Origin of the sequence: Streptomyces sp. NPDC048269 (assembly GCF_040652395.1) — a bacterium.
Taxonomy (GTDB): Bacteria; Actinomycetota; Actinomycetes; order Streptomycetales; family Streptomycetaceae; genus Streptomyces.
In genome coordinates this window covers 109,309-133,869 of the sequence record NZ_JBEZLW010000008.1, presented here as the reverse complement: position 1 = coordinate 133,869, position 24,561 = coordinate 109,309, and the positions used below count along the sequence as shown (strand labels likewise).

Genomic DNA, 24,561 nt, shown 5'->3' with positions numbered 1-24,561 from the left:
GGCCCCGGCTGTGTGGACACAGCCGGGGCCAACGCTCGCGTACCCGCGTAGGTGCTACTTCATGAACTTCTTGAACTCGTCCGGAAGGTCGAAATCCTGACCCGGCTGGCCGCCGCCCGCCGGAAGACCGAAGGGGTTGCCGCCGGCCGCGGGCTCGATCGCCTGCGGGCCCTGCTCGCGGCGGGCCGCGGCTGCGGCCTCCTCTTCCTTGCGCTTCATCGGGTTGCCGCTCTTGCGCTTGCCCTTGGCCTGCTTGACCTGCTTCTTCTGCCTGCCGGGGCCGCCGCCCATCCCGGGGATGCCGGGCATCCCCGGCATGCCGCCGCCCTGAGCCATGCGGGACATCATCTTGCGGGCGTCGAAGAACCGCTCCACGAGCGACTTGACGGCGCTGACCTCGGTGCCGGAGCCCTTGGCGATACGGGCGCGGCGCGAGCCGTTGATGATCGTCGGGTCCTGGCGCTCGGCCGGGGTCATCGACTTGATGATCGCGGCGGTGCGGTCCACGTCGCGCTCGTCGATGTTGTTGATCTGGTCCTTGATCTGACCCATGCCGGGGAGCATGCCGAGGAGCTTGGAGATGGAGCCCATCTTGCGGACCTGCTCCATCTGGGCCAGGAAGTCGTCGAGCGTGAACTCCTTGGGGCCCTTGGCGAGCTTGGCCGCCATCTTCTCGGCCTCGGCCTGCGAGAAGGTCTTCTCGGCCTGCTCGATGAGGGTGAGCATGTCACCCATGTCGAGGATCCGGCCCGCCATGCGGTCCGGGTGGAAGGCGTCGAACTCGTCGAGCTTCTCGCCGTTCGAGGCGAACATGATCTGCTTGCCGGTGACGTGCGCGATGGAGAGCGCGGCACCGCCCCGGGCGTCGCCGTCGAGCTTCGAGAGCACGACGCCGTCGAAGCCGACGCCGTCGCGGAAGGCCTCGGCGGTGTTGACCGCGTCCTGGCCGATCATGGCGTCGACGACGAAGAGGATCTCGTCGGGGCTGACGGCGTCGCGGATGTCCGCGGCCTGCTGCATCAGCTCGGCGTCGATGCCGAGGCGGCCGGCGGTGTCGACGATGACGATGTCGTGCTGCTTGGTGCGCGCGTACTCGACGGAGTCCTTCGCGACCTGGACCGGGTCGCCGACGCCGTTGCCGGGCTGGGGCCCGTAGAACGCGACGCCCGCGCGGTCCGCGACGACGGAGAGCTGGTTGACGGCGTTGGGGCGCTGGAGGTCGCACGCGACGAGCAGCGGGGTGTGGCCCTGCCCCTTGAGCCAGAGGCCGAGCTTTCCGGCGAGGGTGGTCTTACCGGCACCCTGGAGACCGGCCAGCATGATCACGGTGGGGGCGGTCTTGGCGAAGCGCAGCCGCCGGGTCTCGCCGCCGAGGATCGTCACGAGCTCGTCGTTGACGATCTTGAGGACCTGCTGGCCGGGGTTCAGCGCCTTGCTGACCTCCTCGCCGCGGGCCCTCTCCTTGACGTTCGCGATGAAGGAGCGGACGACCGGGAGGGCGACGTCGGCCTCGAGGAGGGCGATACGGATTTCCCGGGCCGCGGAGTCGATGTCAGCCTCGGACAGCCGGCCTTTGCCGCGCAGGCCCTTGAAGGTATTCGCCAAGCGGTCGGAGAGCGTATCGAACACGGTGGTCGCGATTCCTCGGGTCGGGGGCGTTGTGGTCGTCCCCCAGGGTATCGGGCCGCGCCACCGGCCCGGCCCTGCGGGCAGTTTTTCCCGGGGCTCAGCCCCGGACCCCGCGCCTGCCCCGCCCCTCCGGCGTGTGAGGAGCGGGGGTCCGGGGCCTGGCCCCGGCGACGCAGGTTTACGACAGGGCCACCTGCACCGAGCCCGCCAGGGCCGCGGCCTGCCGCGCGGGAAGTGGTTTGCCGTCGCCGTCCACCACGTACACGGTATCCACCGCGTTCGCGCCGAGCGTCGAGACGTGCGCGCTGCGCACCCGCACCCCGCCCGCCTCCAGCGCGCGCCCGATCCGGTGCAGCAGCCCCACCGCGTCGGGCGCGCGGACCTCCAGGACGGTGGCCAGCGCGGAGACGTCCGGGACCACCGCGACCCGCGGCGGCGGCGGGACCACCCCGCGCCGGCGCGGGTACGCCGCCTCGCGGTCGGCCAGCCTGGCCGGGACGTCCAGCGAGCCGTCCAGGGAGCGGACCAGGTCGGTACGCAGCCGCGCGGCCTCCGGCAGCGAGCCGTACTCCGCGGCCACCCGCCAGCGCAGCACCAGGACCTCCCCCAGCCGGTCCGGGAGCTCCATGGACCGCAGGTCGGCCGCCCGGACGGTGAGCCGGTGCAGGGCCAGCACCCCGGCCACGGCCGGGAGGACCCCCGGCTGGTCGGGGACGGCCACGACGAGTTCCACGCCGACCGCGTCCTCCTCGTGGCGGGCGTGGAGCGCGAGCACCGGCTCCCGGGTGCGCAGCGCCTCCACCGCCAGGCGTTCCTCTTCGGTCGTCGGGATCTCCGGCTCGCGCGCCGCCGGGGCCGTGCCGCGCAGCACGGCGGCGACCCGCGCGACGAGGTCCGCGACCAGCGATCCCCGCCAGGCGCTCCACGCGGCCGGGCCGGTGGCCAGGGCGTCCGCCTCCGTCAGGGCGTGCAGTATCTCCAGCGTGCCCACCGACCCCACGGCCTCGGCGACCGTGCGGACGGTCGCCGGGTCGTCCAGGTCGCGCCGGGTCGCGGTGTCGATCAGCAGCAGGTGGTGCCGTACGAGCGTCCCCAGTACGTCGATGTCCCGCGCGTCGAAGCCGACCCGCAGGGCGACGTCGCGCGCGATCGTCTCGCCCGCCACGGAGTGGTCGCCCGGCCAGCCCTTGCCGATGTCGTGCAGGAGGGCGGCCATCAGCAGCAGGTCGGGGCGGCCGACCCGGCGGGTGAGGGCCGAGGCGCGTACCGCGGTCTCGATGAGGTGGCGGTCCACCGTCCAGGTGTGGACGGGGTTGCGCTGTGGCCGGCACCGTACCCGTTCCCAGTCGGGCAGCAGCCGTGTGATCAGGCCTTCGGCCTCCATGGCCTCCCAGACGGCGATGGTCGGCTCGCCCGCGCCGAGCAGGGTGAGCAGCTGTTCCCGGGCCTCGGCGGGCCACGGCACCGGGAGGGGCTTGGCCTGGACCGCGAGCCTGCGCAGGGCGTGCAGCGATACGGGGAGTCCTGCCTGCGCCGCGGCCGCGCCGAACCGCAGCGGCAGTACGGGATCCCGGTCGGGCCGCGCGGCCAGCGCCAGTACGGCCTCGCCGTCGGACTCCACGACCCCCTCGGCCAGGGGGGCCCGCTCGACGGCGGGCGCTCCGCGGGTGCCGAGGAGCCCCCGCAGCCTCGGCTTGGCCGCACGGGCCCGCAGGACCCGGCCGACTTCCCGCCAGGTCACGTCACCGGCGTACGCGACGACCCGCGCGGCCTCGTAGACCTCGCGCAGCAGCGCGTCCGCGTCGAGCAGTCCGAGCTGGGCCGCGACCTGGTCCTGTTCCTGGAGCGAGAGCCGGTCGGTGGCCCGGCCCGTCACCAGGTGCAGGGCGTCCCGCGCGTCCAGGAGCCGGCGCCGGGCATCGGCGAGACCTTCGCGCGGGGCATCGGCCAGCCAGGACGCCGCCACCGCCCGCAGCGCGGTGACGTCCCGGAGTCCGCCGCGGGCCTCCTTGAGGTCGGGTTCGAGCAGGAAGCGCAGCTCTCCGGCCCGCTCGGCCCGGTCCCGGCACAGGGCGTGCAGCTGCGGGAGCCGTTTGGCCGCCTGGTTGCGCCAGTCGGCCAGTACGGAGGTCCGCAGCCCGGCGAGGAGGCCCGCGTCGCCCGCGACCGGCCGGGCGTCCAGCAGTCCGAGGTGCACCTTGAGGTCCTCGGCGGCGGTCTTGCGGGCCTCGCCGGGGGTCCGTACGGAGTGGTCGAGGGCCACGCCCAGGTCCCACACGGGGTACCAGAGGCGGTCGGCCAGCGCGCTCAGGGCCCGCGGCTCGGCCTTGCCGTCGTGCAGCAGCACCAGGTCGAGGTCGCTGCGCGGGGAGAGCTCGCTCCGCCCGTAGCCGCCGACGGCCACCAGGGCGGCGCCGCGTACGCCCGTCTCCTGTACGGCCGTCGTGAACAGGGCGGTCAGCCATTCGTCGGTCAGCCCGGCCAGGGCGGAACGCCGCGAAGGCCCGGACCGCGACTCCTCCTGGAGGAGTCGCAGCCGGGCCGCGGCGTATCCGCTGGGTCCCGAGTCGGCCGTGTGGTCCGTGTTCTCTTCGACGCTCGTCACCCAGAGGCTCCCGTCACCTAGAGCGCGTCAGCGCCGCGCTCGCCGGTGCGGACCCGGACCACCGAGTCCACGGGGACGCTCCACACCTTGCCGTCACCGATCTTGCCGGTTGCGGCGGCGCTCACGATGACCCGGATCACCTCTTCGGCGTCGGCGTCGTCGACGAGCACCTCGATGCGGATCTTGGGTACGAGGTCCACGGTGTACTCGGCGCCGCGGTAGACCTCGGTGTGGCCGCGCTGGCGGCCGTAGCCGCTGGCCTCGGTGACCGTGAGCCCCTGGACTCCGAAGGTCTGGAGGGCTTCCTTGATCTCGTCCAGCTTGTGCGGCTTGACGATCGCGGTGATCAGCTTCATGCGTCAACCTTCTTGCTCGCGGCGGCAGCGGGGGTGGTGGGGACGGCGGTGCTCCGCGAGGAGGATCCGCCGCCGGCTCCGCTGAAGTCGTAGGCCGTCTCGGCGTGCTCGACCTGGTCGATGCCGGAGACCTCGTCGTCCTCGGTGACCCGCATCCCGATCGTCTTGTCGAGGAGGAAGGCGAGCAGCGCGGACGCCACGAGAGAGTAGGCGAGGACGGAGAAGACTCCGATGGCCTGCTTGCCGAGCTGCTCCAGGCCGCCGCCGTAGAAGAGGCCGGCGACGTCGGACTGGACCCCGCCGGTGGCGAAGAATCCCACCAGCAGGGAGCCGACGACACCGCCGACGAGGTGGACGCCGACGACGTCGAGGGAGTCGTCGAAACCGAACTTGTACTTGAGGCCCACCGCCATGGCGCAGAGCACACCGGCGATGGCGCCGACGGCGATCGCTCCGAGCGGGCTGACCGCGCCGCCGGAGGGGGTGATGGCGACGAGGCCGGCGACCGCGCCGGAGGCGGCGCCGAGGGTGGTGAAGGAGCCGTGGCGCAGCTTCTCGTAGCCGAGCCAGGCGAGCATGGCGGCGGCGGTGGCGACCTGGGTGTTGACGAACATGACCGCGCCGACGCCGTCGTCGTTGCCGAGCCAGGAGCCCGCGTTGAAGCCGAACCAGCCGAACCAGAGCAGACCGGCGCCGAGCATCACCAGCGGGAGGCTGTGCGGGCGCATCGGGTCCTTCTTGAAGCCGACGCGCTTGCCGATGACGAGGATCACGCCGAGGGCGGCGGCACCCGCGTTGATGTGGACGGCGGTGCCGCCGGCGAAGTCGATGACGCCGAGCTCGAACAGCCAGCCGCCGGCGCCCCAGACCCAGTGGGCGACGGGGAAGTAGACGACGGTGACCCACAGGGCGGTGAACAGGGCCCAGGCGCTGAACTTGACGCGGTCGGCGAGGGCGCCGCTGATCAGGGCCGGGGTGATGACGGCGAACATCAGCTGGAAGACGGCGAAGACGTAGACCGGGATGGTGTAGCCGTCCCAGAGCTCGGTGATGCCGATGCCGCTGAGGCCCACGTAGTCGGAGTTCCAGCCGATGAGCGAGCCGGAGTCGGTGCCGAAGGCGAGGCTGAAGCCGAAGAGGACCCAGAGGATCGTGACGATCCCGAGGCTGATGAAGCTCATCATCAGCATGTTGAGGCTGCTCTTGACGCGGACCATGCCTCCGTAGAAGAAGGCGAGTCCCGGGGTCATCAGCATGACCAGGGCGGAGCAGATGAGCATGAACCCGGTGTTCGCGGCAGACAGCGTCGGGGCGTCTGCCGCGAGGGTCGTGATGGCTGATGCCATCGGCGTCTCCTCGTCGTCGGTACGTTCGCGTGCGGGCGATGTGAAAACCTGAGCGGCGTTAAGGGGTCCGGCCGGGTGGGGGGCTGGCCGGGACTGGCCGGTTAATGCCCCTGAGATTCGCGCAGGCCGGTTTCCGGGGGCGCCGCTGGGTGTTTCGCGCCCGTGACGAAGAGGTCGTGCGTGTTACGCGTCCATGAACGAGTGGTTCATGTGAACCGGCCGCGGCTGTGACCCGGAGTCCTGGCTGGGGGAGCCTGATCGGGCTTCACGGGGTTACTGCCGCGGCCGGGGTCCTGGGGGCGGCCGCCCGGGCCGCTAGACGGCTTCCGCGGATTCGGGGAGCCGGGCGGCGAGGAGGTCGGTGAGCCGGATCACGTCGGCGACGTCACCGTACTCACGGGCGGCGGTGTCGACGGTCTTGCGCAGGCGCGTGTTCACCCGTTCGGACCGAACCTTTCCCGCCACGTCGAGGGCCCGGCCGACCAGGACGGTGGCCTGCTCGGGCTCGCGCTGGAGCAGGTGCACGGTGGCCATGCCGATGAGGTTGAGGGCGTAGGAGCGCTGGTGCTCCTCGTCCTTCTCGAAGAGTTCGACGGCCCGCTCCATGACGGGCTCGGCGAGGGAGGCGTACGTGGGGCTGCGCCCGGCGACGTAGGCCAGATCCCGGTACGAGTGTGAGTTCTCGCCGTTCAGCTCGGCCTCGGAGAAGAAGCGGATCCAGTCGGGTTCGGGCTCGCCCCCGATGCCGACGTCGCCGAAGGTGTCCTCGGCCATCCGCACCGCCCGCTTGCAGCGGCTGGGCTGACCCATGTTGGCGTAGGCGCGGGCCTCCATCGCATACAGCATGGCCTGGGTGCGCGGGCCGGCGCAGTCGCGGCTGCCGTACTGCGCGAGGTGGATGAGTTCCAGCGCGTCCTCGGGGCGGCCCAGGTGGATCATCTGGCGGCTCATGCCGGAGAGGATGTACGAGCCGAGCGGCTTGTCCCCGGCTTCCTTCGCGGCGTGCAGCGCGAGGACGAAGTATTTCTGCGCGGTGGGGTGCAGGCCGATGTCGTAGCTCATCCAGCCGGCCAGTTCGGCGAGCTCCGCGGCGACCTTGAAGAGCCGCTTCATGACGGGGGCCGGGTGGTTCTCCTGGAGCAGGTCGGTGACCTCGTGGAGCTGGCCCACCACGGCCTTGCGGCGCAGTCCGCCCCCGCACTGGGCGTCCCACTGGCGGAACATCACGGTGGTGGCGTCGAGGAGGCACAGCTCGGGCTCGGAGAGCCGGGGCGGGCGGTGGCCGCCGAGGGCGCCCGCCGATCCCGCCGCGCGCGGTCCCGGGTCGGTGGCCGGGGCCGGGACGAGCCAGCGCTGCATGGGCTCGATCAGGGCGGGGCCGGCGGAGAGGGCGAGCGAGGTCCCGAGGAAGCCGCGGCGGGCCAGCATCAGGTCGCTGCGGGAGAACTCGCCGAGCAGTTCGACGGTCTGCGGGCCCGCCCAGGGCAGGTCGACGCCGGAGACGGAGGGGGTCTGGTGAGCGGTGCGCAGGCCGAGCTGCTCGATGGCGACCACGGAGCCGAAGCGCTCCGAGAACAGCTCGGAGAGGATCCGCGGGACGGGCTCGCGGGGCTGCTCGCCGTCCAGCCAGCGGCGCACCCGGGAGGTGTCCGTGCTGATGTGGTGGGCGCCCATCTGGCGGGCGCGGCGGTTGACCTGGCGGGCGAGCTCGCCCTTCGACCAGCCGCTGCGGACGAACCATGACGTCAGCTGATCATTGCGGTCAGCACATTCGTCGCTCGTTCCGCTTGCGTCGTTGCCGCTCACTGGAACGCCCCCATCCGCTCAGCATCTTCCACACGAAACCCTGGCAGAAGCGGCGAACGCCGCCGCGGACCTTCACAAGTCCTTCACGCATTGCCTCCGGCATACCCATGGACGGGTCTGCCTCCGGGGTTCGTGTACCGAAAGTAATCCTACGATCACCCCTCCCGCGAGGTCGATCGTGGAATCGCCACCATTCGCCACCCCTTCGAATGAACTCGCCACCCGCCAGGCGCGATTCACTTGACACAAGGCGAAAACGGATCGGTTGGACTGGAGTGCGCCAGGGGCGCACGCGGCGAGGAGTGCGCCGGGCAGCCGGTCCTGCCGAGGTCGTAACCACCGGCGCGTCCGACCCGTTGGAGGGGGCATGGGCATGGGCTTCACGATCGGCGGCAGCCGCGGCACCAGGGAGTTCCGTTCCGGCACCCGGCGCCGCGGCCGGACCTCGGAGTGCACGGCGGTGGCGGAGTACACGGGGCTGTGGGGCTGGGACGTGGTCCCCGGCGCCCGCGCCGCGGGACCGGCCCGCGACTGCTCCTGCGGGGACGGCGGGTGCACCGCCCCCGGGGCGCACCCGCTGCCCTTCGCCCCCACCGTCAAGGCGGGGGCCACCCTGGACGAGGTCACCGAGGCGTGGGGCGATTTCCCGGGCGCGGCGGTGCTGCTGCCCGTGGGCCGGTCCTTCGACGTCATCGAGGTGTCCGAGGAGGCCGGGAGGCGCGCGCTGGTCCGGCTGGAGCGGATGGGGCTGCCGCTCGGGCCGGTCGTCGTGACCGGGGACGGCCGGGCGCAGTTCTTCGTGGCGCCGGGCGCGGCGGCCGAGCTGCCGCAGCTGCTGTACCGGATGGGCTGGGACGACGCCGACCTCGACCTGCGGGCCCTGGGCCAGGGGGCGTACGTCACGGCCCCGCCCTCCGACCGGGCCGGCCTGGGCCAGGTCTGCTGGCTGCGGCCGCCCGCGCTCGACTCCGCCGCCGGGCCGCCGCAGGCCCGGCTGCTGCTGGGCACCCTCGCCTACATCTGCCACCGCTTCCGCGGATAGAGCCCGTAGGGCCTCGTACGCCGGTGCCCCCGCCTTCCAGCCGGAGGACGGGGGCACGGGGTGCGTACGGATCGTGCTCAGTCGCCGATCAGGGCGTCCACGAACGCCTCCGGCTCGAAGGGCGCCAGGTCGTCCGGGCCCTCGCCGAGACCGACGAGCTTGACCGGGACGCCGAGAGCACGCTGGACGGCGACGACGATGCCGCCCTTGGCGGTGCCGTCGAGCTTGGTCAGCACGATGCCGGTGATGTCCACCACCTCCGCGAAGACGCGGGCCTGGGTCAGGCCGTTCTGCCCGGTGGTGGCGTCCAGGACGAGCAGGATCTCGTCCAGCGGGCCGTGCTTCTCCACGACCCGCTTGACCTTGCCGAGCTCGTCCATGAGGCCGGTCTTGGTGTGAAGGCGGCCCGCGGTGTCGATGAGCACCACGTCGGCGCCCTCGGCGATGCCCTCCTTGACCGCGTCGTAGGCGATCGAGGCGGGGTCGCCGCCCTCGGGGCCGCGTACGGTACGGGCGCCCACGCGTTCGCCCCAGGTCTGGAGCTGGTCGGCGGCCGCCGCGCGGAAGGTGTCGGCCGCGCCGAGGACGACGCTGCGGCCGTCGGCGACGAGCACCCGGGCCAGCTTGCCGGTGGTGGTGGTCTTGCCGGTGCCGTTGACGCCGACGACCATGATCACGCCGGGGGTGTCCTCGCCGCTCTCCGTCTTCACGGCGCGGTCGAAGTCGGTGCCGACCAGGGTCAGCAGCTCCTCCTTGAGCAGGGCGCGCAGGTCCGCGGGGGTGCGGGTGCCGAGCACCCTGACCCGCTCGCGGAGCCGGTCGACCAGTTCCTGGGTCGGTACGACACCGACGTCGGCGACGAGGAGGGTCTCCTCGATCTCCTCCCAGGTGTCCTCGTCGAGGTGCTCCCGCGAGAGCAGCGTGAGCAGCCCCTTGCCGAGGGAGTTCTGCGACCGGGCGAGGCGCGCGCGCAGCCGGATCAGGCGGCCGGCGGTGGGCTCGGGGATCTCGATCGCGGGCGCGTGCGGCGCCTCGACGACCGGGTCCTCCGCGGCGACGGGGGATTCGAGCGCGGTCTCCGCGTCGGGGAGGGCGACCTCCTCGATGGTGCGGCGCGGCTCTTCCGCCGTCTCTACGGCGTCCTCCCCCACCTGCGGTTCGGCGGGCGGGGCAGTGATGGTCGGCGTGCTCGGCGGCGCCGAGGGCGGCAGCTGCTTCTTCTTGCGGCTGCCGACCACGAGCCCGCTGATCACGCCGACCGCGACCAGGGCGATGACTACAGCAAGGATGAGGATGTCCATAACCCACCCAGTATCGGCCACAGCCGCCCCGAACCCCGGACCTTTGGGGTGGCCACCGGGCCGTAAGTCGTTATTTGTACTTTTAGCAGCACATCCATGATGATGGGCGACTTCCCTCCACGCCCTCTCCCACGGAGTACCGCATGCCTGCCGAAGAGACCGCGATCGAGACCCGCGGCCTGGAGCCCGTCCCGGACGGCGAGCGCGGCGGCAGGGTCCGCGAGCTCGTCCCCACCTGGGTGGCCGCCAACATCAGCGTGCTGCTGCTGACCATGGGCGCGGGACTGGTGATCTTCAACAAGCTCAACATCTGGCAGGTGCTGGTCGTCGCGGTCGCCGCGCCGGTCCTCTCGTACGGGATCGTCGGACTGATCTCGATCGCGGGCAAGCGGGGCGGCGCCCCGGGCATGGCGCTCTCGCGAGCCGTGTTCGGACAGCGCGGCAACCTCTTCCCGGGCGCGCTGATCTGGGTGGCCCGGTGGGGCTGGGAGACGATCAACGCGGTCAGTGGCGCCTACGCCGTCCTGACCGTGCTCGACCTGCTCTTCGGCGTCGAGAGCAGCACCGCCCTCATCGTCGTCACGCTGCTGTTCTTCGTGGGCTGCACGTTCGTCGTCTCGGGGCTCGGCATCACCGCGCTGCGCGTCTGCTCGAAGTGGTCGACGTACCTCTTCGGCGCCTTCAGCGTGCTCGTCCTCGGATACCTGGTCTTCACCACCGACTGGTCCGCCGTCCTCGGCAAGCCGGCCGGCTCCACCGCGATGATGATCGCGGGCATCGGTACCATCGCGGCCGGCGGCATCAGCTGGGTGCCGTCCGGCCCCGACTTCACGCGCTACCTGCCCCGCACCGCTTCCTCGAAGGCCATGGTCGGCGCGACGATCGGCGGCGCCGGTGTGGTCGTGCTCCCGATGGTCCTGATGGGCGCGGTCATGGCGGTCGGCACCCCGGACCTGGCGACCGCCCAGGACCCGGTCTCCTTCATCGGCGAGCTGCTGCCGACCTGGATCGCGGTCCCGTACCTGCTCATCGCGCTCGTCGGCATGCTGCTGATCAACTCGATGTCCATGTACTCGGCCGGCTTCACCGCGCAGACCCTCGGCATCAAGGTCCCGCGCGCCTGGGCGGTCAGCGTCAACGCCGTCATCAGCCTGGTCTTCGGCTTCCTGCTGATGGTGGTCGCGACCAGTTTCTTCGGCTCCTTCATCTCCTTCCTGACCCTGCTGGCCGTGGCCTTCTCCGCGTGGATCGGCGTCTTCGGCGTGGACATGCTGCGCCGCAGGACGTACGACGGTCCCGCGCTGCTGGACACCACGCGGACGAGCGCCTACTGGTACCGGGGCGGCTTCGCCTGGCAGGCCATGACCGCCTGGGGCACGGCCCTGGCAGTGGGCCTGCTGTTCACCGAGGTGGACTGGTTCGCCGGGCCGCTCGCCGGCACCTGGACGGGGCGCAACGGCCTCGGCTGGGCGGCGGGCATCGTGACCTCGGGCGTGCTGTACGCCGTACTGCCGCGCACGGCCCCGCGGGCTCCCGCGGCCAAGGACGCCGGGGAGCGCGCGCTCGCCGGATCCCTGTCCAACTGACGCCACGTCAGCTAACGTCCCCCTTCGCCCGCCCACCCACATCCGGCGAAGGGGGATTCTCCATGCCCATCACCGTGGCCCGGTTCAATCTCGTCGACCCGAACGGCACCCCCGAGTCCCTCTCCGCCCGGTACAAGGCGGCGCTGGAGATGGCGAGGTACGCGGACGACCGCGGTATCGACACCGTCCAGACCGAGGAGCACCACGGCGCCGGCAACAACTGGCTGCCCTCCCCGTTCGCCTTCGCCGGCGCGGTCTTCGGCGCCACCCGCCGGATCGCGGTCACCGTCTCGGCGATCATCGGCCCGTTGTACGACCCGCTGAAGGTGGCCGAGGACATCGCGGTCCTGGACCTGCTGAGCGGCGGGCGCCTGGTCACCGTCGCCGGCATCGGCTACCGGCCGGAGGAGTACGAGCAGCACGGCGTGGAGTGGGGCCGGCGCGGCAGGCTCCAGGACGAGTTGCTGGAGACCTTGCTGAAGGCGTGGACGGGCGAGCCGTTCGAGTTTCGCGGCCGGACCGTACGGGTCACCCCGCGGCCGTTCACCCGGCCGCACCCGATGCTCCTGGTCGGCGGGAGTTCGCAGGCGGCGGCCCGGCGCGCAGCCCGGCTCGGGCTGCCGTTCTTCCCGAGCGCGCACCTTCCGGAGCTGGAGGCGTACTACAACGCGAAGCTGGCGGAGTACGGCACGGAGGGCTTCTGCATGATGCCGGCGGCCGAGACCCCGCTGCTGCACATCGCGGAGGACCCGGACCGGGTCTGGGCCGAGTACGGCGAGTGCTTCCTGCACGAGGCGGGCATGTACGCGTCCTGGCAGTCCAAGGACATCCGCAGCGCCGTACGGTCGACCGCCCGATCGGTCGCGGAGCTGCGCGCGGAGGGCGTGTACCGGATCCTCACCCCGGACGAGGCGCTTCGCCTACGCCCGGGGGGCGGGCGAAGCCGGAAACCTGGTGCTGCACCCGCTGTGCGGCGGGATGCCGCTGGACGAGGGCTGGCGCAGTCTGCACTTGCTGTGCGAACAGGTACTGCCCCGGCTCAAGGACTGAGCCGGGGCAGTATCGAGGAGAGGGGTGTTGGCGGGGGTGGTTACCCCATCTCCTCCAGCGCCTTGCCCTTGGTCTCCGGCACCCACTTGAGGATGAAGGGGATCGAGAGCAGGGCGAAGAACGTGTAGATCACGTACGCGCCGGCCAGGTTCCAGTCCGAGAGCGTCGGGAACGAGACGGTGATGACCCAGTTGGCGATCCACTGGGCCGCAGCGGCGACGCCGAGGGCCGCGGCCCGGATGCGGTTCGGGAACATCTCCCCGAGCAGCACCCAGACCACCACGCCCCAGGACAGGGCGAAGAAGAGCACGAAGCAGTGCGCGGCGATCAGGGCGACCGTGCCCTGGGTGTCCGGCATGGAGATGTTGTCCCCGCTGCCCTCCTTGTAGGAGAAGGCCCAGGCGCAGAGGCCGAGGGAGATCGCCATGCCGGCCGAGCCGATGAGGGCGAGCGGCTTGCGGCCGATCCGGTCGACGAGGACCATCGCGATCACCGTGCCGATGATGTTGATGATCGACGTGGTGAAGGAGTAGAGGAAGGAGCTGGTCGGGTCGATGCCGACGGACTGCCACAGCGAGGAGCTGTAGTAGAAGATCACGTTGATGCCGACGAGCTGCTGGAAGACGGAGAGGCCGATGCCGATCCAGACGATGGGCAGGAAGGCGAAGCGGCCGCCGAGCAGGTCCTTGAAGGTGGACTTGTGCTCGGAGCGCATGGCCGCGGCGATCTCGGCGGCGCGTGCGTCGATGTCGACCTTCGAGCCCTCGACCTCGCGCAGCACCTGCTTGGCCTGCTCGGTGCGGCCGACGGAGATCAGATAGCGGGGGGACTCGGGGATGACGAAGGACATCAGCCCGTAGATCACGGCCGGGATGACCATGATGCCGAGCATCCACTGCCAGGCCTCCAGGCCGGCGATGTCGCCGCGCTGGTCGCCGTCCGCGAGGTTCAGGAGGCCCCAGTTGACGAGCTGGGAGACGGCGATGCCGATGACGATGGCGGCCTGCTGGAAGGAGGCGAGGCGGCCGCGGTAGGCGGCCGGGGACACCTCGGCGATGTAGGCGGGGCCGATGACGGAGGCCATGCCGATGCCGAAGCCGCCGATCACGCGCCACATCGCCAGGTCCCACAGGGCGAAGGGCAGGGCCGAGCCGATGGCGCTCGCGGTGAAGAGGGCGGCGGCGATCTGCATGCAGCGGATGCGGCCGATCCGGTCGGCGATGCGGCCGGCGGTGGCGGCGCCGATGGCGCAGCCGATCAGCGCGGCGGCGATCACCTGGGCGAGCGCGGCGGACCCGACGTCGAACCGCTCGCGGATGGCGACGACGGCGCCGTTGATGACGGAACTGTCGTAGCCGAAGAGGAAACCGCCCATGGCCGCGGCCGCGGTGATGAAGATGACGTGCCCGAGATGGTCGGGGTGTGCCGCCCGGCCACCGCCTGACGCGGGTGCGTTCGCTGTGCTGGTCAAGGTGCGCTCCTGGGCCCGGCGCCGACGGCGGGCGGTGTGGGGGTGTGCGTCTGTGCGCGTGTTCCTCCAGTGGCGCACAGCAAACTGCTCACCACCACCTGAACGTCGGACACGGCACAGCAGAGCTTATGACTTCACTTTCTGAAGTCAATAGGCTCGGAATACCCACTAAGCGGGAGTGAAGAGAGCCACAGCGTTCATTTCCTGAAGCGATGTCCTCCGAAGTGGTCAGCGCAGCCGCTGGCTGATGACCTTCGAGACCCCGTCGCCCTGCATCGAGACGCCGTAGAGCGCGTCGGCGACCTCCATCGTCCGCTTCTGGTGCGTGATGACGATCAGCTGCGAGCTCTCCTGGAGTTCCTCCATGATCCGGATCAGCCGCTGCAGGTTGGTGTCGTCGAGCGCGGCCTCGACCTCGTCCATCACGTAGAACGGGCTGGGCCGCGCCTTGAAGATGGACACCAGCAGGGCCACGGCCGTCAGCGAGCGCTCGCCGCCCGAGAGCAGCGACAGCCGCTTGACCTTCTTGCCCGGCGGGCGGGCCTCGACGTCGACGCCGGTGGTCAGCATGTTGTCGGGGTCGGTCAGGATCAGCCGGCCCTCGCCGCCGGGGAACAGCCGCGAGAAGACCCCCTCGAACTCCCGGGCCGTGTCCCGGTAAGCCTCGGTGAAGACCTGCTCGACGCGCTCGTCGACCTCCTTCACCACCTGAAGGAGATCGGCACGGGTCTTGCGCAGGTCCTCCAACTGCTCGCTGAGGAACTGGTGGCGCTCCTCCAGGGCGGCGAACTCCTCCAGCGCGAGCGGGTTGACCTTGCCGAGCTGCTGGTAGGCGCGCTCGGCCGCCTTGAGCCGCTTCTCCTGCTGGGCGCGGACGAAGGGGCCCGGAAGGTTCCGGGGGTGCTCCGGGTCGTCGGGCAGCGCCTCGCCCTCGGCGGGCGGGGACGGCGGGACCGGCTGGTCGGGCCCGTACTCGGCGACGAGGCCGGCGGCCTCCATGCCGAACTCCTCCAGCGCCTTGGCCTCCACGGCCTCGATGCGCAGCCGTTTCTCGGCCCCGAGCACCTCGCCGCGGTGCACGGAGTCGGTGAGCTTGTCGAGCTCGCCCTTCAGGTCCCGGCCGCTGTTCCTGGCACCGGCGAGCTCCTGCTCGCGCAGGCCCTTGGCGTACTCGGCCCCGGCGCGCTCCTCGTCGGCCCTGCGCAGCGAGACCTCCACGTGGGCGAGCAGCTGCCGGGCTCCGTCGGCGACGGCCCGGGCCACTTCCGCCTCGTGGCGCAGCCGGGCCCGGCGGCGCTCGGCGCGGGTGCGGGCCTCCCGTTCCGCGCGGGCCGCCCGGTCGAGCGAATCGGCCCTCCCGGACAGCCCCTTGACCCGCTCCTCATGGGTCCTGAGCTGGAGCCGGGCCTCCATCTCGGTCTGGCGGGCGTTGGCCCCGTCGGCGGCGAGGCGGTCCCGTACCGCGGTGTCGGGCTCCTCCTCGACCGGCATCTCCTCGGCCGTCGCCAGTTGCTCCGCGCACTCCTCGACGTCCATCAGCGCCTGCTCCAGCGCGTCCTGGGCCTTGGCCGCGGCGGTGGTGCTGCGCTCGGCTTCGCCCGCGGCCCCCTTCGCCTGCCCGGCGAGCCGTCCGAGTTGCTGCGCCACCCCGGCGCGGGCCTGCTCCCCCGCCCGGCGGCGCTCGGCGAGCTCCTCGACCAGGGCTGCCGCGTCCTGCCGCCGGGTCTGGGCGGCCGCCTGTACCGCGGCCAGCTCCAGGCACTGCCCGTCGAGCCGGGCCAGCTCCGTCTCGGCCTCGTCGACGGCCGCCTGGACCTCGATCAGGCTGGGCGCGCCGGCGGAGCCGCCGTGCGCGAGGTGCGCGCCCAGGACGTCGCCGTCCACGGTCACGGCCATTGCGTCGGGCCGCGCGGCGACCAGTGCCTCGGCCTCGTCGAGCGTCCCGACCACGAAGTGGTCCCGCAGCACCCATCCGACGGCCCGCCGTACCTCGGCGTCCCCGCCGACCAGCCCCACGACGGGCATGCCGAAGACTCCACCGGCGGGCACGTCCCCGGGTGCTCCCGCAGATCCGCCTGCGGCAAGGCCGGTGGCGGCTTCGCCTCCGTGTACACCTGGGGATCCGCTGCTGGGGCTCCGTCCCAGACCCGGCGCCTCACACGCCGGCGCGGCTGGATCTGCGCTCCGCGCATCCCGGCTGTCCCGGCGGGCCGAAGAGCCGCGCAGCGGCACTTCCAGCCCCGCCGGCGTGTGAGGCGCGGGTCCGGGCAGAGCCGGGTTCCGGGAGGGGGCGGGGTGGGGGAAGACCTCCCCGGCCTCGGCCGAAGCCTGCCCGAGGACGCCCGACGGGCCCTGGCCCTGGCCCGGCAGGGCAGGCGGCTCGGGGTTCGCCGCCCCGCCCGGCAGGGCGCCCAGGCCGGGGCCCGGGGCCTGGTCCGGGGCCTGGTCCGACAGGGGCGCGGCCGACCGGTCGGACGAGCCCGACGGGTCCGTGCCCTGGCCGTGGCCCTGGCCCGGCAGGGCAGGCGGCTCGGCAGGGTTCGCCGCCCCGCCCGGCAGGGGGCCCTGGTCGGGGGACGGGGCTTGGCCCGGTAGGGCCAGGGAAGGCGAGGAGTGGGGCGTGAGGGTGGGGGGTGGGGTGATCAGGAGGGTGGCGCGGCCGGCGTCGGCGGCACGGAGGTGGCGCAGGGCCTCGGCCGCCGCCCCCGGCGAGGACACGGCGAGCGCGTCGGCCGCCGCGCCCATCGCGGCGGCCACCGCGGCCTCGTACCCCGGGGTCACCCACACCCGCTCCGCCGCCGGGCCCAGCAGCCCGGCCAGCCGTTCCCGCGCCGCGAGCAGCGCCCCCGTACCGTCCTTGCGGCGCAGCCCGAGCGCCAGCGCGTCCCGCCGCGCGCAGACGGCCGCGCGCGAGCGCTCCGCCGCCGTCACCGCGTCCCGCGCCGCCGCGAGTTCGCTCTCCGCCGCCGCCAGTGCGACCCGGGCGGTCTCGTACTCGCCCTCCACCGAAGGGTCGTCGAGGCCGCCGACCTCCTCCGCCAGGGCCTCGTACTCCTCCTGCGCGGCCACCGCCCGGGCCCCGGCCTCGTCCCGCGCCGCGACGAGCCGGTCGATCTCGGCCTGCGCGGCGCCCGCCCGGGAACGGGCCGCGCCGAGCCGCCCCGTCAACCGGGCCAGCGCCTCGCGCCGGTCCGCGATGGCCCGGGCCGCGTCCCGCAGCCGCCGTTCCTCCGCGGCCAGGGCCCGCTCCAGTTCCGCCCGGTGCGCGGCCGTGTCCTCCAGCGCGTGGGCGGCCGCCTCCAGTGCCGCCGTCAGCTCCGCCTCCTGCTCACGGATCCGGGCGGCCTCCCTCTCCATGTCCTCCGGGTCGCGGCCCCGCCGCTCCTCCTCGGCGGGCGCGGTCGCGCTCTTGACCCGTGCGTCGGCCAGGGACGTGGTGCCGCGCACCCGCTCGGCGAGCTGCGAGAGCTCGTACCAGCTCTGCTGCGCCCGCTGCAGGCGCGGCGCCAGCTGCCGTACGGCCTCCTCGAGTTCCGCCTCGCGCCGCAGGGCCTCCGCGAGCCGCGCCTCGGCGGCGTCCTTGCGCTCCTTCAGCGCCGCCTCGTCCGCGAGCTCCGCGTCGAGCGCGCGGCGCAGCGTGACCAGGTCGTCGGCGAGCAGCCGCAGCCGCGCGTCGCGCAGGTCCGCCTGGATGACGGCCGCGCGCCGGGCCACCGCGGCCTGCCGGCCCAGGGGCTTGAGCTGGCGCCGCAGCTCTTCGTTCAGGTCCTGGACGCGCGCGAGGTTGGCCTGCATCGCGTCCAGCTTCCGCAGCGCCTTCTCCTTGCGCTTGCGGTGCTTCAGTACGCCGGCCGCCTCCTCGATGAAGGCGCGGCGCCCCATGGGATCGGCGTGCAGGACGGAGTCCAGCTGGCCCTGTCCGACGATGACGTGCATCTCTCGGCCGATGCCGGAGTCGGAGAGCAGCTCCTGGATGTCGAGCAGGCGGCAGGTGTCACCGTTGATCTGGTACTCGCTGCTGCCGCCGCGGAACATGATCCGGGTGATGGTGACTTCCGCGTACTCGATGGGCAGCGCGCCGTCGGAGTTGTCGATCGTGAGGGAGACCTCGGCGCGGCCGAGCGGCGGACGCCCGGTGGTACCGGCGAAGATGACGTCTTCCATCTTCCCGCCGCGCAGGGACTTGGCCCCTTGTTCGCCCATGACCCAGGACAGCGCGTCCACCACGTTGGACTTGCCTGAGCCGTTCGGACCCACGACACAGGTGATGCCGGGTTCGAAGCGCAGGGTGGTGGCGGATGCAAAGGATTTGAAGCCGCGCAGGGTCAGGGACTTGAGGTGCACGCCGCCGGACTCTACCTTTCACGTTCGGTTTCACCCATGAAGGTGCAGGGCACAACTGACGTTAAAGGAATCAGCCCCCCACCTGGCCTCATGCCGTGGGGCGCGGCGTCGAAAGAAAGAAGGGACGCCGGAGCGTCCCTTGCAGATCATGCGGGGCTGGATTCGAGCGACGAATCGTGCGGATCAGGTGAGCGCAGGCTCCGCCTGGGGTACGTCGATCTCGATGCTGTCGAGCAGCGAGTCTCCGTCGTGCTGAGCGGCGGCCGCGTTCAGCGCGTCATTTTCGGACTGAATCCGTACGAGCTCGGACTCGAGGTCCTGGACGCGCTGCTGAAGCCGTCGCATCTCGGCGAGGAGTCGCGGATCGGAACCGCCGACGTAACCGAGAAGCGCCTTTGCCATGATGGATGGTCCTCCACACTGAGTGACCGACCGAAGCGGTGGGGTCGTGAGGGAATCGCACCCGCGGATGTCCGGCAGCGACTGACAGTCACTGCGCTTACTACTGCCAACACTGCCAAACAGCTCAGGTGCGCGGGGCTTCCAGCGTCTCACCAAAAAGTTTGACGGTCAACACGATCACGCCCCGTATCGGCGGGCAGCCCGGGCCCTGCAAGGGTGGTGGAGATCATCCTCATCTCCGAGCCTTCCACGGATCGTGCCCGTCGGCAACGCGCCGACGGAGAATGCGCAGATCCGACCGTGTGCGGACGGTCTCGGGGTGTGATCAGTACATGATCAGGCGATCGGTCACCTGATCGCGAACCCGTCATAGCCACCGCGCGGTGTGCCCCAGATCTCTGTCACTCCGTCCACCCTGCCGGGCGTGTCGGCCGAGCGCAGCCAGTCGAGCAGCCGGTGGCAATTCTCACGTTGACCTTCCGCCACCACCTGCACTCGCCCGTCGTCGAGATTGAGCGCGAAGCCGACGACTCCACCGATCTCCAGAGCGTTCTCCCTGGTGAACCAGCGGAAGCCCACTCCCTGCACACGGCCGCGTACCCACGCGATCAGGCGGACGTCTTCATTCATGCGTGAACGCTAACCGGGCAAAGACTTTCCGGGCACATCGCCCCCCTGGCCCCATGGCGTACAGTCCCGGACCAATGAACTCACCCGTTTGGGTGCGTAAAGGACGATCTTGACCTGGTAAGGGAAGGCACGACGCCGATGGGACGCCACCGACTCCCCGCCGCACCGCATCCCGGCGGCAAGCGCGGCACCGCCCTGCGTACCGGCCTGCTCGGCGTGTCGGTGGCCGTGGCCCTCGGCACGGCGGCCGTCACCACCGGCATGGTGCCGGTCGGCGGCTCCTTCCCCTACGTGGGGGTGGCCGGTTCGGATTCCGCCGACGAGGCGCAGGCCCGGGCGAAGGCCTCGCCGAGCCCCGTCGGCAGCGCGCTGGAGCAGCAGGGGGGCCTCGCCAACCTGTCCGGCCGCGCTTCCGCGGGCAGCGGCGCCGGCACCGGCAGCCCATCGGCCTCGCCTTCCCCCTCCCCCACGCCGAGCCCGTCCGCGTCGGCTTCCGCGGCGCCCTCGCCGAGCACCTCGCCTTCGGAGAAGCCGTCCGAGAAGCCGTCCGAGAAGCCCTCGGCGAAGCCTGCCGCGACGCCTGCCGCCAAGGTCCCGGCCAAGCCCGCCCCCGTCCCCCCGAAGCCCGCTCCCCTCCCGACGAAGCCGCCCGTCAAGGCGCCGGCCACCCCGCCGGGGGCCGATGACGGCCACTCCGCCGAGGAGGCGGCCGTGGTGACCCTGGTGAACCAGGAGCGCGCGCAGGCCGGGTGCGGGCCGGTCCGGGCGAACCCGCCGCTGGCTGCGCTGGCCGGAGCCTTCAGCAAGGACATGGCCGTCCGCGGCTTCTTCGACCACACCGACCCCGACGGCAACACCCCCTGGGACCGCGCGACGAAGGCCGGGCTCTCGGGCCTCGGCGGCGAGAACATCGCCCGCGGCCAGGGCGACGCCCAGGCTGTGATGAACGCCTGGATGAACAGCCCGGGCCACAAGGCGAACATCCTCAACTGCGAGTTCCGCACCCTGGGCGTCGGCGCCCACTTCGCCGACGGCGGCCCCTGGTGGACGCAGGACTTCGGCTTCTAGTCCCCGCCACCGCGACCGAAGGCCCGGCTACTTAGAGCGCGGCCAGGGCCGCGCGGCCCGCGACGACCACGCGGGTCTGCTCGGCGACGCGCCGGCCCAGGTGCTCGGCCGTCGCAATATCGGCCTTGTGGACCGCGTCCGCCCCCTCGTCCGAGTTGGTCTGGGCGGCGGCGCCGGCGAAGACGCCGAGGCGGTTGAGGTCGTTCTCCGAGGCGGTGCTGGAGTTCCAGCCCGGCTTCAGGCCCAGGTTGACCCAGCTCATGCCGTGCTGCGCGGCCAGGATCTGGAAGAACTGCAGGGTGTGCAGCTTGTCGCCGCTCTTGGAGGCGGAGTTGGTGAAGCCGGCCGCCACCTTGTCCTGCCAGGCGTCGCCGAACCAGCGCTTCGAGGTGGCCTCGGCGAAGACGTGGAAGGCGCCGGAGGCGGTGCCCATGTACGTCGGGGAGCCGAAGACGATCGCGTCGGACGCGTCGAGCAGCGCCCACTGCGCGTCGTCGATCTCGTCGACCTTGATCAGGTGGACGGTCGCGCCGGCCTCGGCGGCGCCGTTGCGGACCGCCTCGGCGACGACGGCGGTGTGGCCGTAGCCGGAGTGGTAGGCGATCGAGACGACGGGGGTGTGCGTGGTTCCGGACAAGGCGGTTCTCTCCTCGGAGAAGGTGCTCGCCGCACACGGGATTCGTGGTGCGACGAAGGAAAGAAAACCACTAACTTTTCGAAAGCGCAACCCACTGGGTAGCGCTACCCGGAGGTACGCTCTTCTCATGGACACACCAGCCGTCTGCACCGAAACCGCCGGATGCGAACTACCGTTCGACGCATTCGCGCGTGCCTGCCCGTCCCGCGAGACCCTGGAACACGTCACCGGCCGCTGGGGCAGTCTCACCGTGGGCGCTCTGCGCGAGGGCCCGTGCCGCTTCAACGAGCTGCGCCGCCGGGTGGAGGGCGTGAGCGAGAAGATGCTCTCCCAGACCCTGCACGCGCTCGAGCGCGACGGCATCGTCAACCGCGAGGCCCAGCCGACGAACCCGCCCCGCGTGGACTACGAACTGACCCCGCTCGGCGTCGAGGTGGCGGACCGTCTGCTCTCGCTGATCCACTTCCTGGAGGGGAGCATGCCTGAGGTGCTGACCGCTCGGCAGAGCTACGACGAGACGCGCGGAGCCCGCTGACAGCGCGGACAGAAGTAGCTGGACCTGTTCATCCAGGCGCGGCGGCGCATAGGCGTGCCGCAGCGCCGGCAGGGCTCGTCCTCGCGCCCGTAGGCGTCGAGCGAACGGTCGAAGTAGCCCGATTCGCCGTTCACGTTGACGTAGAGGCTGTCGAAGCTGGTGCCGCCCACATCGAGGGCGGCGTTCATGACGTCCCGGACATGGCCGAGGAGTTCCGCGCTCCGGAGGCGCGTGAGGGCGGCGGTGGGGCGCTCGTAGTGCAGCTTGGCGCGCCACAGCGCCTCGTCCGCGTAGATGTTGCCGACCCCGCTGATCAGGGACTGGTCCAGCAGTGCACGCTTGACCGTGGTCCGCTTGGCGCGCAGCGCCAGGTGGTAGGCGCCCTCGTCGAACAGGGGGTCCAGCGGGTCGCGCGCGATGTGCGCGATGACGTCGGGCAGCCCGTCGGCCGTGTTCTCGTGCAGGGAGAGCCCGCCGAAGGTCCGCTGGTCCACGAAGCGCAGCTCGGTCCCGGCACCGTCGTCGAACCGCAGCCGGATCCGCAGGTGCTTCTCGTCCGGGGCGTCCTCGGGCTGCACGAGCAGCTGCCCGCTCATCCCCAGATGCCCCAGGACGGACAGGTCCCGCTCCAGCAGGGGTAGCCACAGGTACTTCCCGCGCCGCTGCGGCACCCCGATGGTCTGGCCGCCGAGGCGCGCCGCGAAGTCGGGCCCGCCTCCCGCATGGCGCCGTACGGCCCGCGGGTGCAGGACCTCCACGGCCGCGACGGTCCGCCCGGCCACCCAGCGCTCCAGCCCCCGCCGCACGACTTCGACCTCGGGCAGCTCGGGCACGGTGTTCCTCCGGTGGCGATGCGTTCTGTGCGCTGCCGCCGAGCCTACCGGCCCCGCCGCGGCGCCCGGGAAACGGGACCGCCCCGCCCTTGCGGGGCAAGGGCGGGGCGGGGGGATCCCGAAGGAAGGGTCAGGCGTCCCTGGCCGTGTCGGCGGGGGTCGGCGCCCCGCCGTCCTCGGCCTCGGCTCCGGTCCCGGCCGGGGCCGGCACCTCGACCGGAGGAGCGGCGGCGGCAGCGGCAACCGCCGCGATCCGCTCGTCCGCCGCGGTACGGATGCCGCGCCAGGCGGATTCCGCCGCCTGCTGTTCCGCTTCCTTCTTGCTGCGGCCGGTGCCGGTGCCGTACGAGACACCACCGACGCGGGCGGCAGCAGTGAAGGTCTTCTCGTGGTCCGGACCGGTCTCGGTGACCAGGTATTCCGGTACGCCAAGACCTTCGGCCGCCGTGAGCTCCTGGAGACTGGTCTTCCAGTCCAGGCCGGCTCCGAGGTTCGAGGACTTCTCGATGAGCGGGTCGAAGAGCCGGTGAACCAGCTCCGAGGCCGCGTCGAGGCCCTGGTCGAGGTAGACCGCGCCGATCACCGCTTCAAGGGTGTCGGCGAGGATGGAGGCCTTGTCCCGGCCGCCCGTGCCCTCTTCGCCCCGGCCGAGCCGGATGAAGGAGCCGAGTTCGAGGCCGCGCCCGACCTCCGCCAGTGCGCGCGAGTTGACCACCGCGGCCCGAAGCTTGGCCAGCTGGCCTTCGGGAAGATCGGGGTGGGTCGTGTACAGCGTGTCCGTGACCACCAGGCCCAGCACGGAGTCCCCGAGGAACTCCAGCCGCTCGTTGGTGGGCAGACCGCCGTTCTCGTACGCGTACGAGCGGTGGGTCAGCGCACGCACCAGAAGGGCGGACTCGAGTTGATACCCGAGCCGCCCTTCCAGAAGCGTGTGGGACGAGGCCGCGTTGTTACTGTCTGCCTGCTTCTCAGCGTTGGACAGCTCAGACATTGCGCCTCTCACCAGCCGCTCAGACCTCGAGGACCTGGCGCTTGTTGTAGGTGCCGCAGCTCGGGCACGCAATGTGCTGGAGCTTCGGCTCCTGGCAACGCTCGCACGAAACCAGGGTGGGGACCGCAGCCTTCCACTGCGACCGGCGGTGGCGCGTGTTGCTGCGCGACATCTTCCGCTTCGGAACAGCCACGGCTACTTCTCCTGCTTCTCGGCGGCGCTCTGAACGTCGTCAGATGCAGTGCCGCTCATGTTGTCCTTCTCGTCGTCCTGATCGGTCACGACGAGTTCCTGCAATGCCGCCCAACGGATGTCGACGGCGTCATGGTGGTGGTCCGGGTCGTCGTTCAGGCTGAGCCCGCAATCGGGGCACAGTCCGAGACAGTCCTCCCGGCACACCGGCTGCAGCGGCAGTGCGAGCACCACCACGTCGCGCAGCACGGGTTCGAGGTCGAACAAACCGTCCTCGAGGAAGAGCGTGTCCTCGTCGTCCTCGGCGTCGTCGGCCGGTTCCGCCTTGGAGCGGCTCCGGTCGTCGGCGTCAGGGTACGAGAACATCTCCTGGAAGTCCGCCTTGAGATCGCGCTCGACGGACTCCAGACACCTTACGCACTCCCCCACGGCCGATGCACGGGCGGTGCCTGTGACAAGCACCCCTTCCATGACCGACTCCAGGCGGAGCTTGAGCTTCAGCGGGGTGCCCTCCGGTACCCCGATGACGCCGGCGAGACCGAGGTCCGCCGGTGCCGCGATCTCACGGGACAGCCGCTGCATGGCACCAGGACGCCGACCCAGCTCGTGCGTGTCGAACACGAGGGGGTTGCGGTGGTCGAGGCGGGTGTTCAGGGCTGTTCCTGCTTTCACAGATCGCTGAAGATCAAAGAATGCTGCATGTGTGCCGCACGTAAGGGCAGCACAGATCGCGGTGC

At 71.7% G+C, this 24,561-nt stretch carries 19 protein-coding genes and 1 pseudogene; 5 read left to right on the top strand and 15 right to left on the bottom strand.

The window, feature by feature from the left end; genetic code table 11:
- Positions 1–54: 54 nt before the first annotated feature.
- The 5 genes from ffh to AB0D48_RS12050 all read right to left on the bottom strand — a co-directional run bounded on the left by ffh (position 55) and on the right by AB0D48_RS12050 (position 7,685).
- The gene (gene ffh, locus AB0D48_RS12070) at positions 55–1,629 is read right to left on the bottom strand and encodes a signal recognition particle protein (RefSeq protein ID WP_362394088.1); all 1,575 of its coding nucleotides are present in this window, start codon (positions 1,627–1,629) and stop codon (positions 55–57) included.
- Between the two features lie 178 nt (positions 1,630–1,807).
- On the bottom strand, positions 1,808–4,234 hold the full coding sequence (locus AB0D48_RS12065; RefSeq protein ID WP_362394085.1) for a [protein-PII] uridylyltransferase: 2,427 nt from the start codon (positions 4,232–4,234) through the stop codon (positions 1,808–1,810).
- A 17-nt stretch (positions 4,235–4,251) separates the two neighbouring features.
- Positions 4,252–4,590 carry a P-II family nitrogen regulator gene (locus tag AB0D48_RS12060; protein ID WP_362394082.1) on the bottom strand — a complete coding sequence of 113 codons (339 nt, stop codon included), beginning with the start codon at positions 4,588–4,590 and terminating at the stop codon, positions 4,252–4,254.
- Positions 4,587–5,936, bottom strand: coding sequence for an ammonium transporter (locus AB0D48_RS12055; RefSeq protein ID WP_362394079.1), 1,350 nt, complete (start codon positions 5,934–5,936; stop codon positions 4,587–4,589). The genes AB0D48_RS12060 and AB0D48_RS12055 overlap by 4 nt, the downstream gene beginning before the upstream one ends.
- A 315-nt stretch (positions 5,937–6,251) precedes the next feature.
- Complete coding sequence (locus AB0D48_RS12050; protein WP_362394354.1) at positions 6,252–7,685, bottom strand: hypothetical protein; 1,434 nt, start codon at positions 7,683–7,685, stop codon at positions 6,252–6,254.
- A 430-nt stretch (positions 7,686–8,115) separates the two neighbouring features.
- On the opposite strand from AB0D48_RS12050, the gene AB0D48_RS12045 reads away from it, so the two are divergent.
- Positions 8,116–8,784 (top strand): bifunctional DNA primase/polymerase, encoded by a 669-nt coding sequence (locus AB0D48_RS12045; protein WP_362394076.1) that lies wholly within the window; start codon positions 8,116–8,118, stop codon positions 8,782–8,784.
- A gap of 77 nt (positions 8,785–8,861) precedes the next feature.
- On the opposite strand, the gene ftsY is transcribed toward AB0D48_RS12045, so the two are convergent.
- Complete coding sequence (ftsY, locus tag AB0D48_RS12040; RefSeq protein WP_362394073.1) at positions 8,862–10,085, bottom strand: signal recognition particle-docking protein FtsY; 1,224 nt, start codon at positions 10,083–10,085, stop codon at positions 8,862–8,864.
- A 143-nt stretch (positions 10,086–10,228) separates the two neighbouring features.
- On the opposite strand from ftsY, the gene AB0D48_RS12035 reads away from it, so the two are divergent.
- A complete protein-coding gene (locus AB0D48_RS12035) occupies positions 10,229–11,671 on the top strand; it encodes a cytosine permease (RefSeq protein ID WP_362394070.1) in 1,443 nt (480 codons plus the stop codon).
- Positions 11,672–11,733: 62 nt separating this feature from the next.
- Positions 11,734–12,721: pseudogene (locus AB0D48_RS12030) on the top strand (LLM class flavin-dependent oxidoreductase).
- A 40-nt stretch (positions 12,722–12,761) separates the two neighbouring features.
- Here the strand turns inward: AB0D48_RS12030 and AB0D48_RS12025 are convergent.
- From AB0D48_RS12025 to AB0D48_RS12010, 4 genes are all read right to left on the bottom strand, one after another.
- A complete protein-coding gene (locus tag AB0D48_RS12025) occupies positions 12,762–14,192 on the bottom strand; it encodes a sugar porter family MFS transporter (RefSeq protein ID WP_362394066.1) in 1,431 nt (476 codons plus the stop codon).
- A 228-nt stretch (positions 14,193–14,420) separates the two neighbouring features.
- Positions 14,421–18,536: an AAA family ATPase gene (locus AB0D48_RS12020; protein ID WP_362394064.1), complete on the bottom strand. Its 4,116-nt coding sequence runs from the start codon at positions 18,534–18,536 to the stop codon at positions 14,421–14,423.
- Between the two features lie 183 nt (positions 18,537–18,719).
- Positions 18,720–18,938, bottom strand: a complete 219-nt coding sequence (locus AB0D48_RS12015; RefSeq protein ID WP_069922122.1) for a hypothetical protein — start codon at positions 18,936–18,938, stop codon at positions 18,720–18,722.
- A 348-nt stretch (positions 18,939–19,286) separates the two neighbouring features.
- Positions 19,287–19,568, bottom strand: coding sequence for an acylphosphatase (locus AB0D48_RS12010; RefSeq protein WP_257553999.1), 282 nt, complete (start codon positions 19,566–19,568; stop codon positions 19,287–19,289).
- Positions 19,569–19,706: 138 nt separating this feature from the next.
- Between AB0D48_RS12010 and AB0D48_RS12005 the strand changes: the two genes are divergently transcribed.
- Entirely contained in the window at positions 19,707–20,636 is a 930-nt protein-coding gene (locus AB0D48_RS12005; RefSeq protein WP_362394061.1) for a CAP domain-containing protein, read from the top strand.
- A 31-nt stretch (positions 20,637–20,667) separates the two neighbouring features.
- Here the strand turns inward: AB0D48_RS12005 and AB0D48_RS12000 are convergent, their stop codons facing one another.
- Complete coding sequence (locus tag AB0D48_RS12000; RefSeq protein WP_362394058.1) at positions 20,668–21,273, bottom strand: flavodoxin family protein; 606 nt, start codon at positions 21,271–21,273, stop codon at positions 20,668–20,670.
- Positions 21,274–21,400: 127 nt separating this feature from the next.
- Here AB0D48_RS12000 and AB0D48_RS11995 point away from each other — a divergent pair, with 127 nt between their 5' ends.
- The gene (locus AB0D48_RS11995) at positions 21,401–21,808 is read left to right on the top strand and encodes a helix-turn-helix domain-containing protein (RefSeq protein ID WP_362394055.1); all 408 of its coding nucleotides are present in this window, start codon (positions 21,401–21,403) and stop codon (positions 21,806–21,808) included.
- On the opposite strand, the gene mutM is transcribed toward AB0D48_RS11995, so the two are convergent.
- The 4 genes from mutM to AB0D48_RS11975 form a co-directional block, all read right to left on the bottom strand.
- Complete coding sequence (gene mutM, locus AB0D48_RS11990) at positions 21,781–22,641, bottom strand: bifunctional DNA-formamidopyrimidine glycosylase/DNA-(apurinic or apyrimidinic site) lyase (RefSeq protein WP_362394053.1); 861 nt, start codon at positions 22,639–22,641, stop codon at positions 21,781–21,783. The genes AB0D48_RS11995 and mutM overlap by 28 nt on opposite strands.
- A 130-nt stretch (positions 22,642–22,771) precedes the next feature.
- Positions 22,772–23,632, bottom strand: a complete 861-nt coding sequence (gene rnc, locus AB0D48_RS11985; RefSeq protein ID WP_362394051.1) for a ribonuclease III — start codon at positions 23,630–23,632, stop codon at positions 22,772–22,774.
- 19 nt (positions 23,633–23,651) lie between these two features.
- Complete coding sequence (rpmF, locus tag AB0D48_RS11980) at positions 23,652–23,825, bottom strand: 50S ribosomal protein L32 (protein WP_003965982.1); 174 nt, start codon at positions 23,823–23,825, stop codon at positions 23,652–23,654.
- Between the two features lie 2 nt (positions 23,826–23,827).
- Positions 23,828–24,496 (bottom strand): DUF177 domain-containing protein, encoded by a 669-nt coding sequence (locus AB0D48_RS11975; protein ID WP_362394048.1) that lies wholly within the window; start codon positions 24,494–24,496, stop codon positions 23,828–23,830.
- Between the last annotated feature and the right edge of the window lie 65 nt (positions 24,497–24,561).

What these genes read in the sequence shown, in the direction of transcription:
- AB0D48_RS12010 (WP_257553999.1), bottom strand. Translation starts at nt 19,568, where the DNA reads ATGAATGAAGACGTCCGCCTGATCGCGTGGGTACGCGGCCGTGTGCAG.
- rnc (WP_362394051.1), bottom strand. Translation starts at nt 23,632, where the DNA reads ATGTCTGAGCTGTCCAACGCTGAGAAGCAGGCAGACAGTAACAACGCG.
- AB0D48_RS11995 (WP_362394055.1), top strand. Translation starts at nt 21,401, where the DNA reads ATGGACACACCAGCCGTCTGCACCGAAACCGCCGGATGCGAACTACCG.
- AB0D48_RS12055 (WP_362394079.1), bottom strand. Translation starts at nt 5,936, where the DNA reads ATGGCATCAGCCATCACGACCCTCGCGGCAGACGCCCCGACGCTGTCT.
- AB0D48_RS12045 (WP_362394076.1), top strand. Translation starts at nt 8,116, where the DNA reads ATGGGCTTCACGATCGGCGGCAGCCGCGGCACCAGGGAGTTCCGTTCC.
- AB0D48_RS12060 (WP_362394082.1), bottom strand. Translation starts at nt 4,590, where the DNA reads ATGAAGCTGATCACCGCGATCGTCAAGCCGCACAAGCTGGACGAGATC.
- AB0D48_RS12005 (WP_362394061.1), top strand. Translation starts at nt 19,707, where the DNA reads ATGGGACGCCACCGACTCCCCGCCGCACCGCATCCCGGCGGCAAGCGC.
- AB0D48_RS12035 (WP_362394070.1), top strand. Translation starts at nt 10,229, where the DNA reads ATGCCTGCCGAAGAGACCGCGATCGAGACCCGCGGCCTGGAGCCCGTC.
- AB0D48_RS12015 (WP_069922122.1), bottom strand. Translation starts at nt 18,938, where the DNA reads ATGGCAAAGGCGCTTCTCGGTTACGTCGGCGGTTCCGATCCGCGACTC.
- ftsY (WP_362394073.1), bottom strand. Translation starts at nt 10,085, where the DNA reads ATGGACATCCTCATCCTTGCTGTAGTCATCGCCCTGGTCGCGGTCGGC.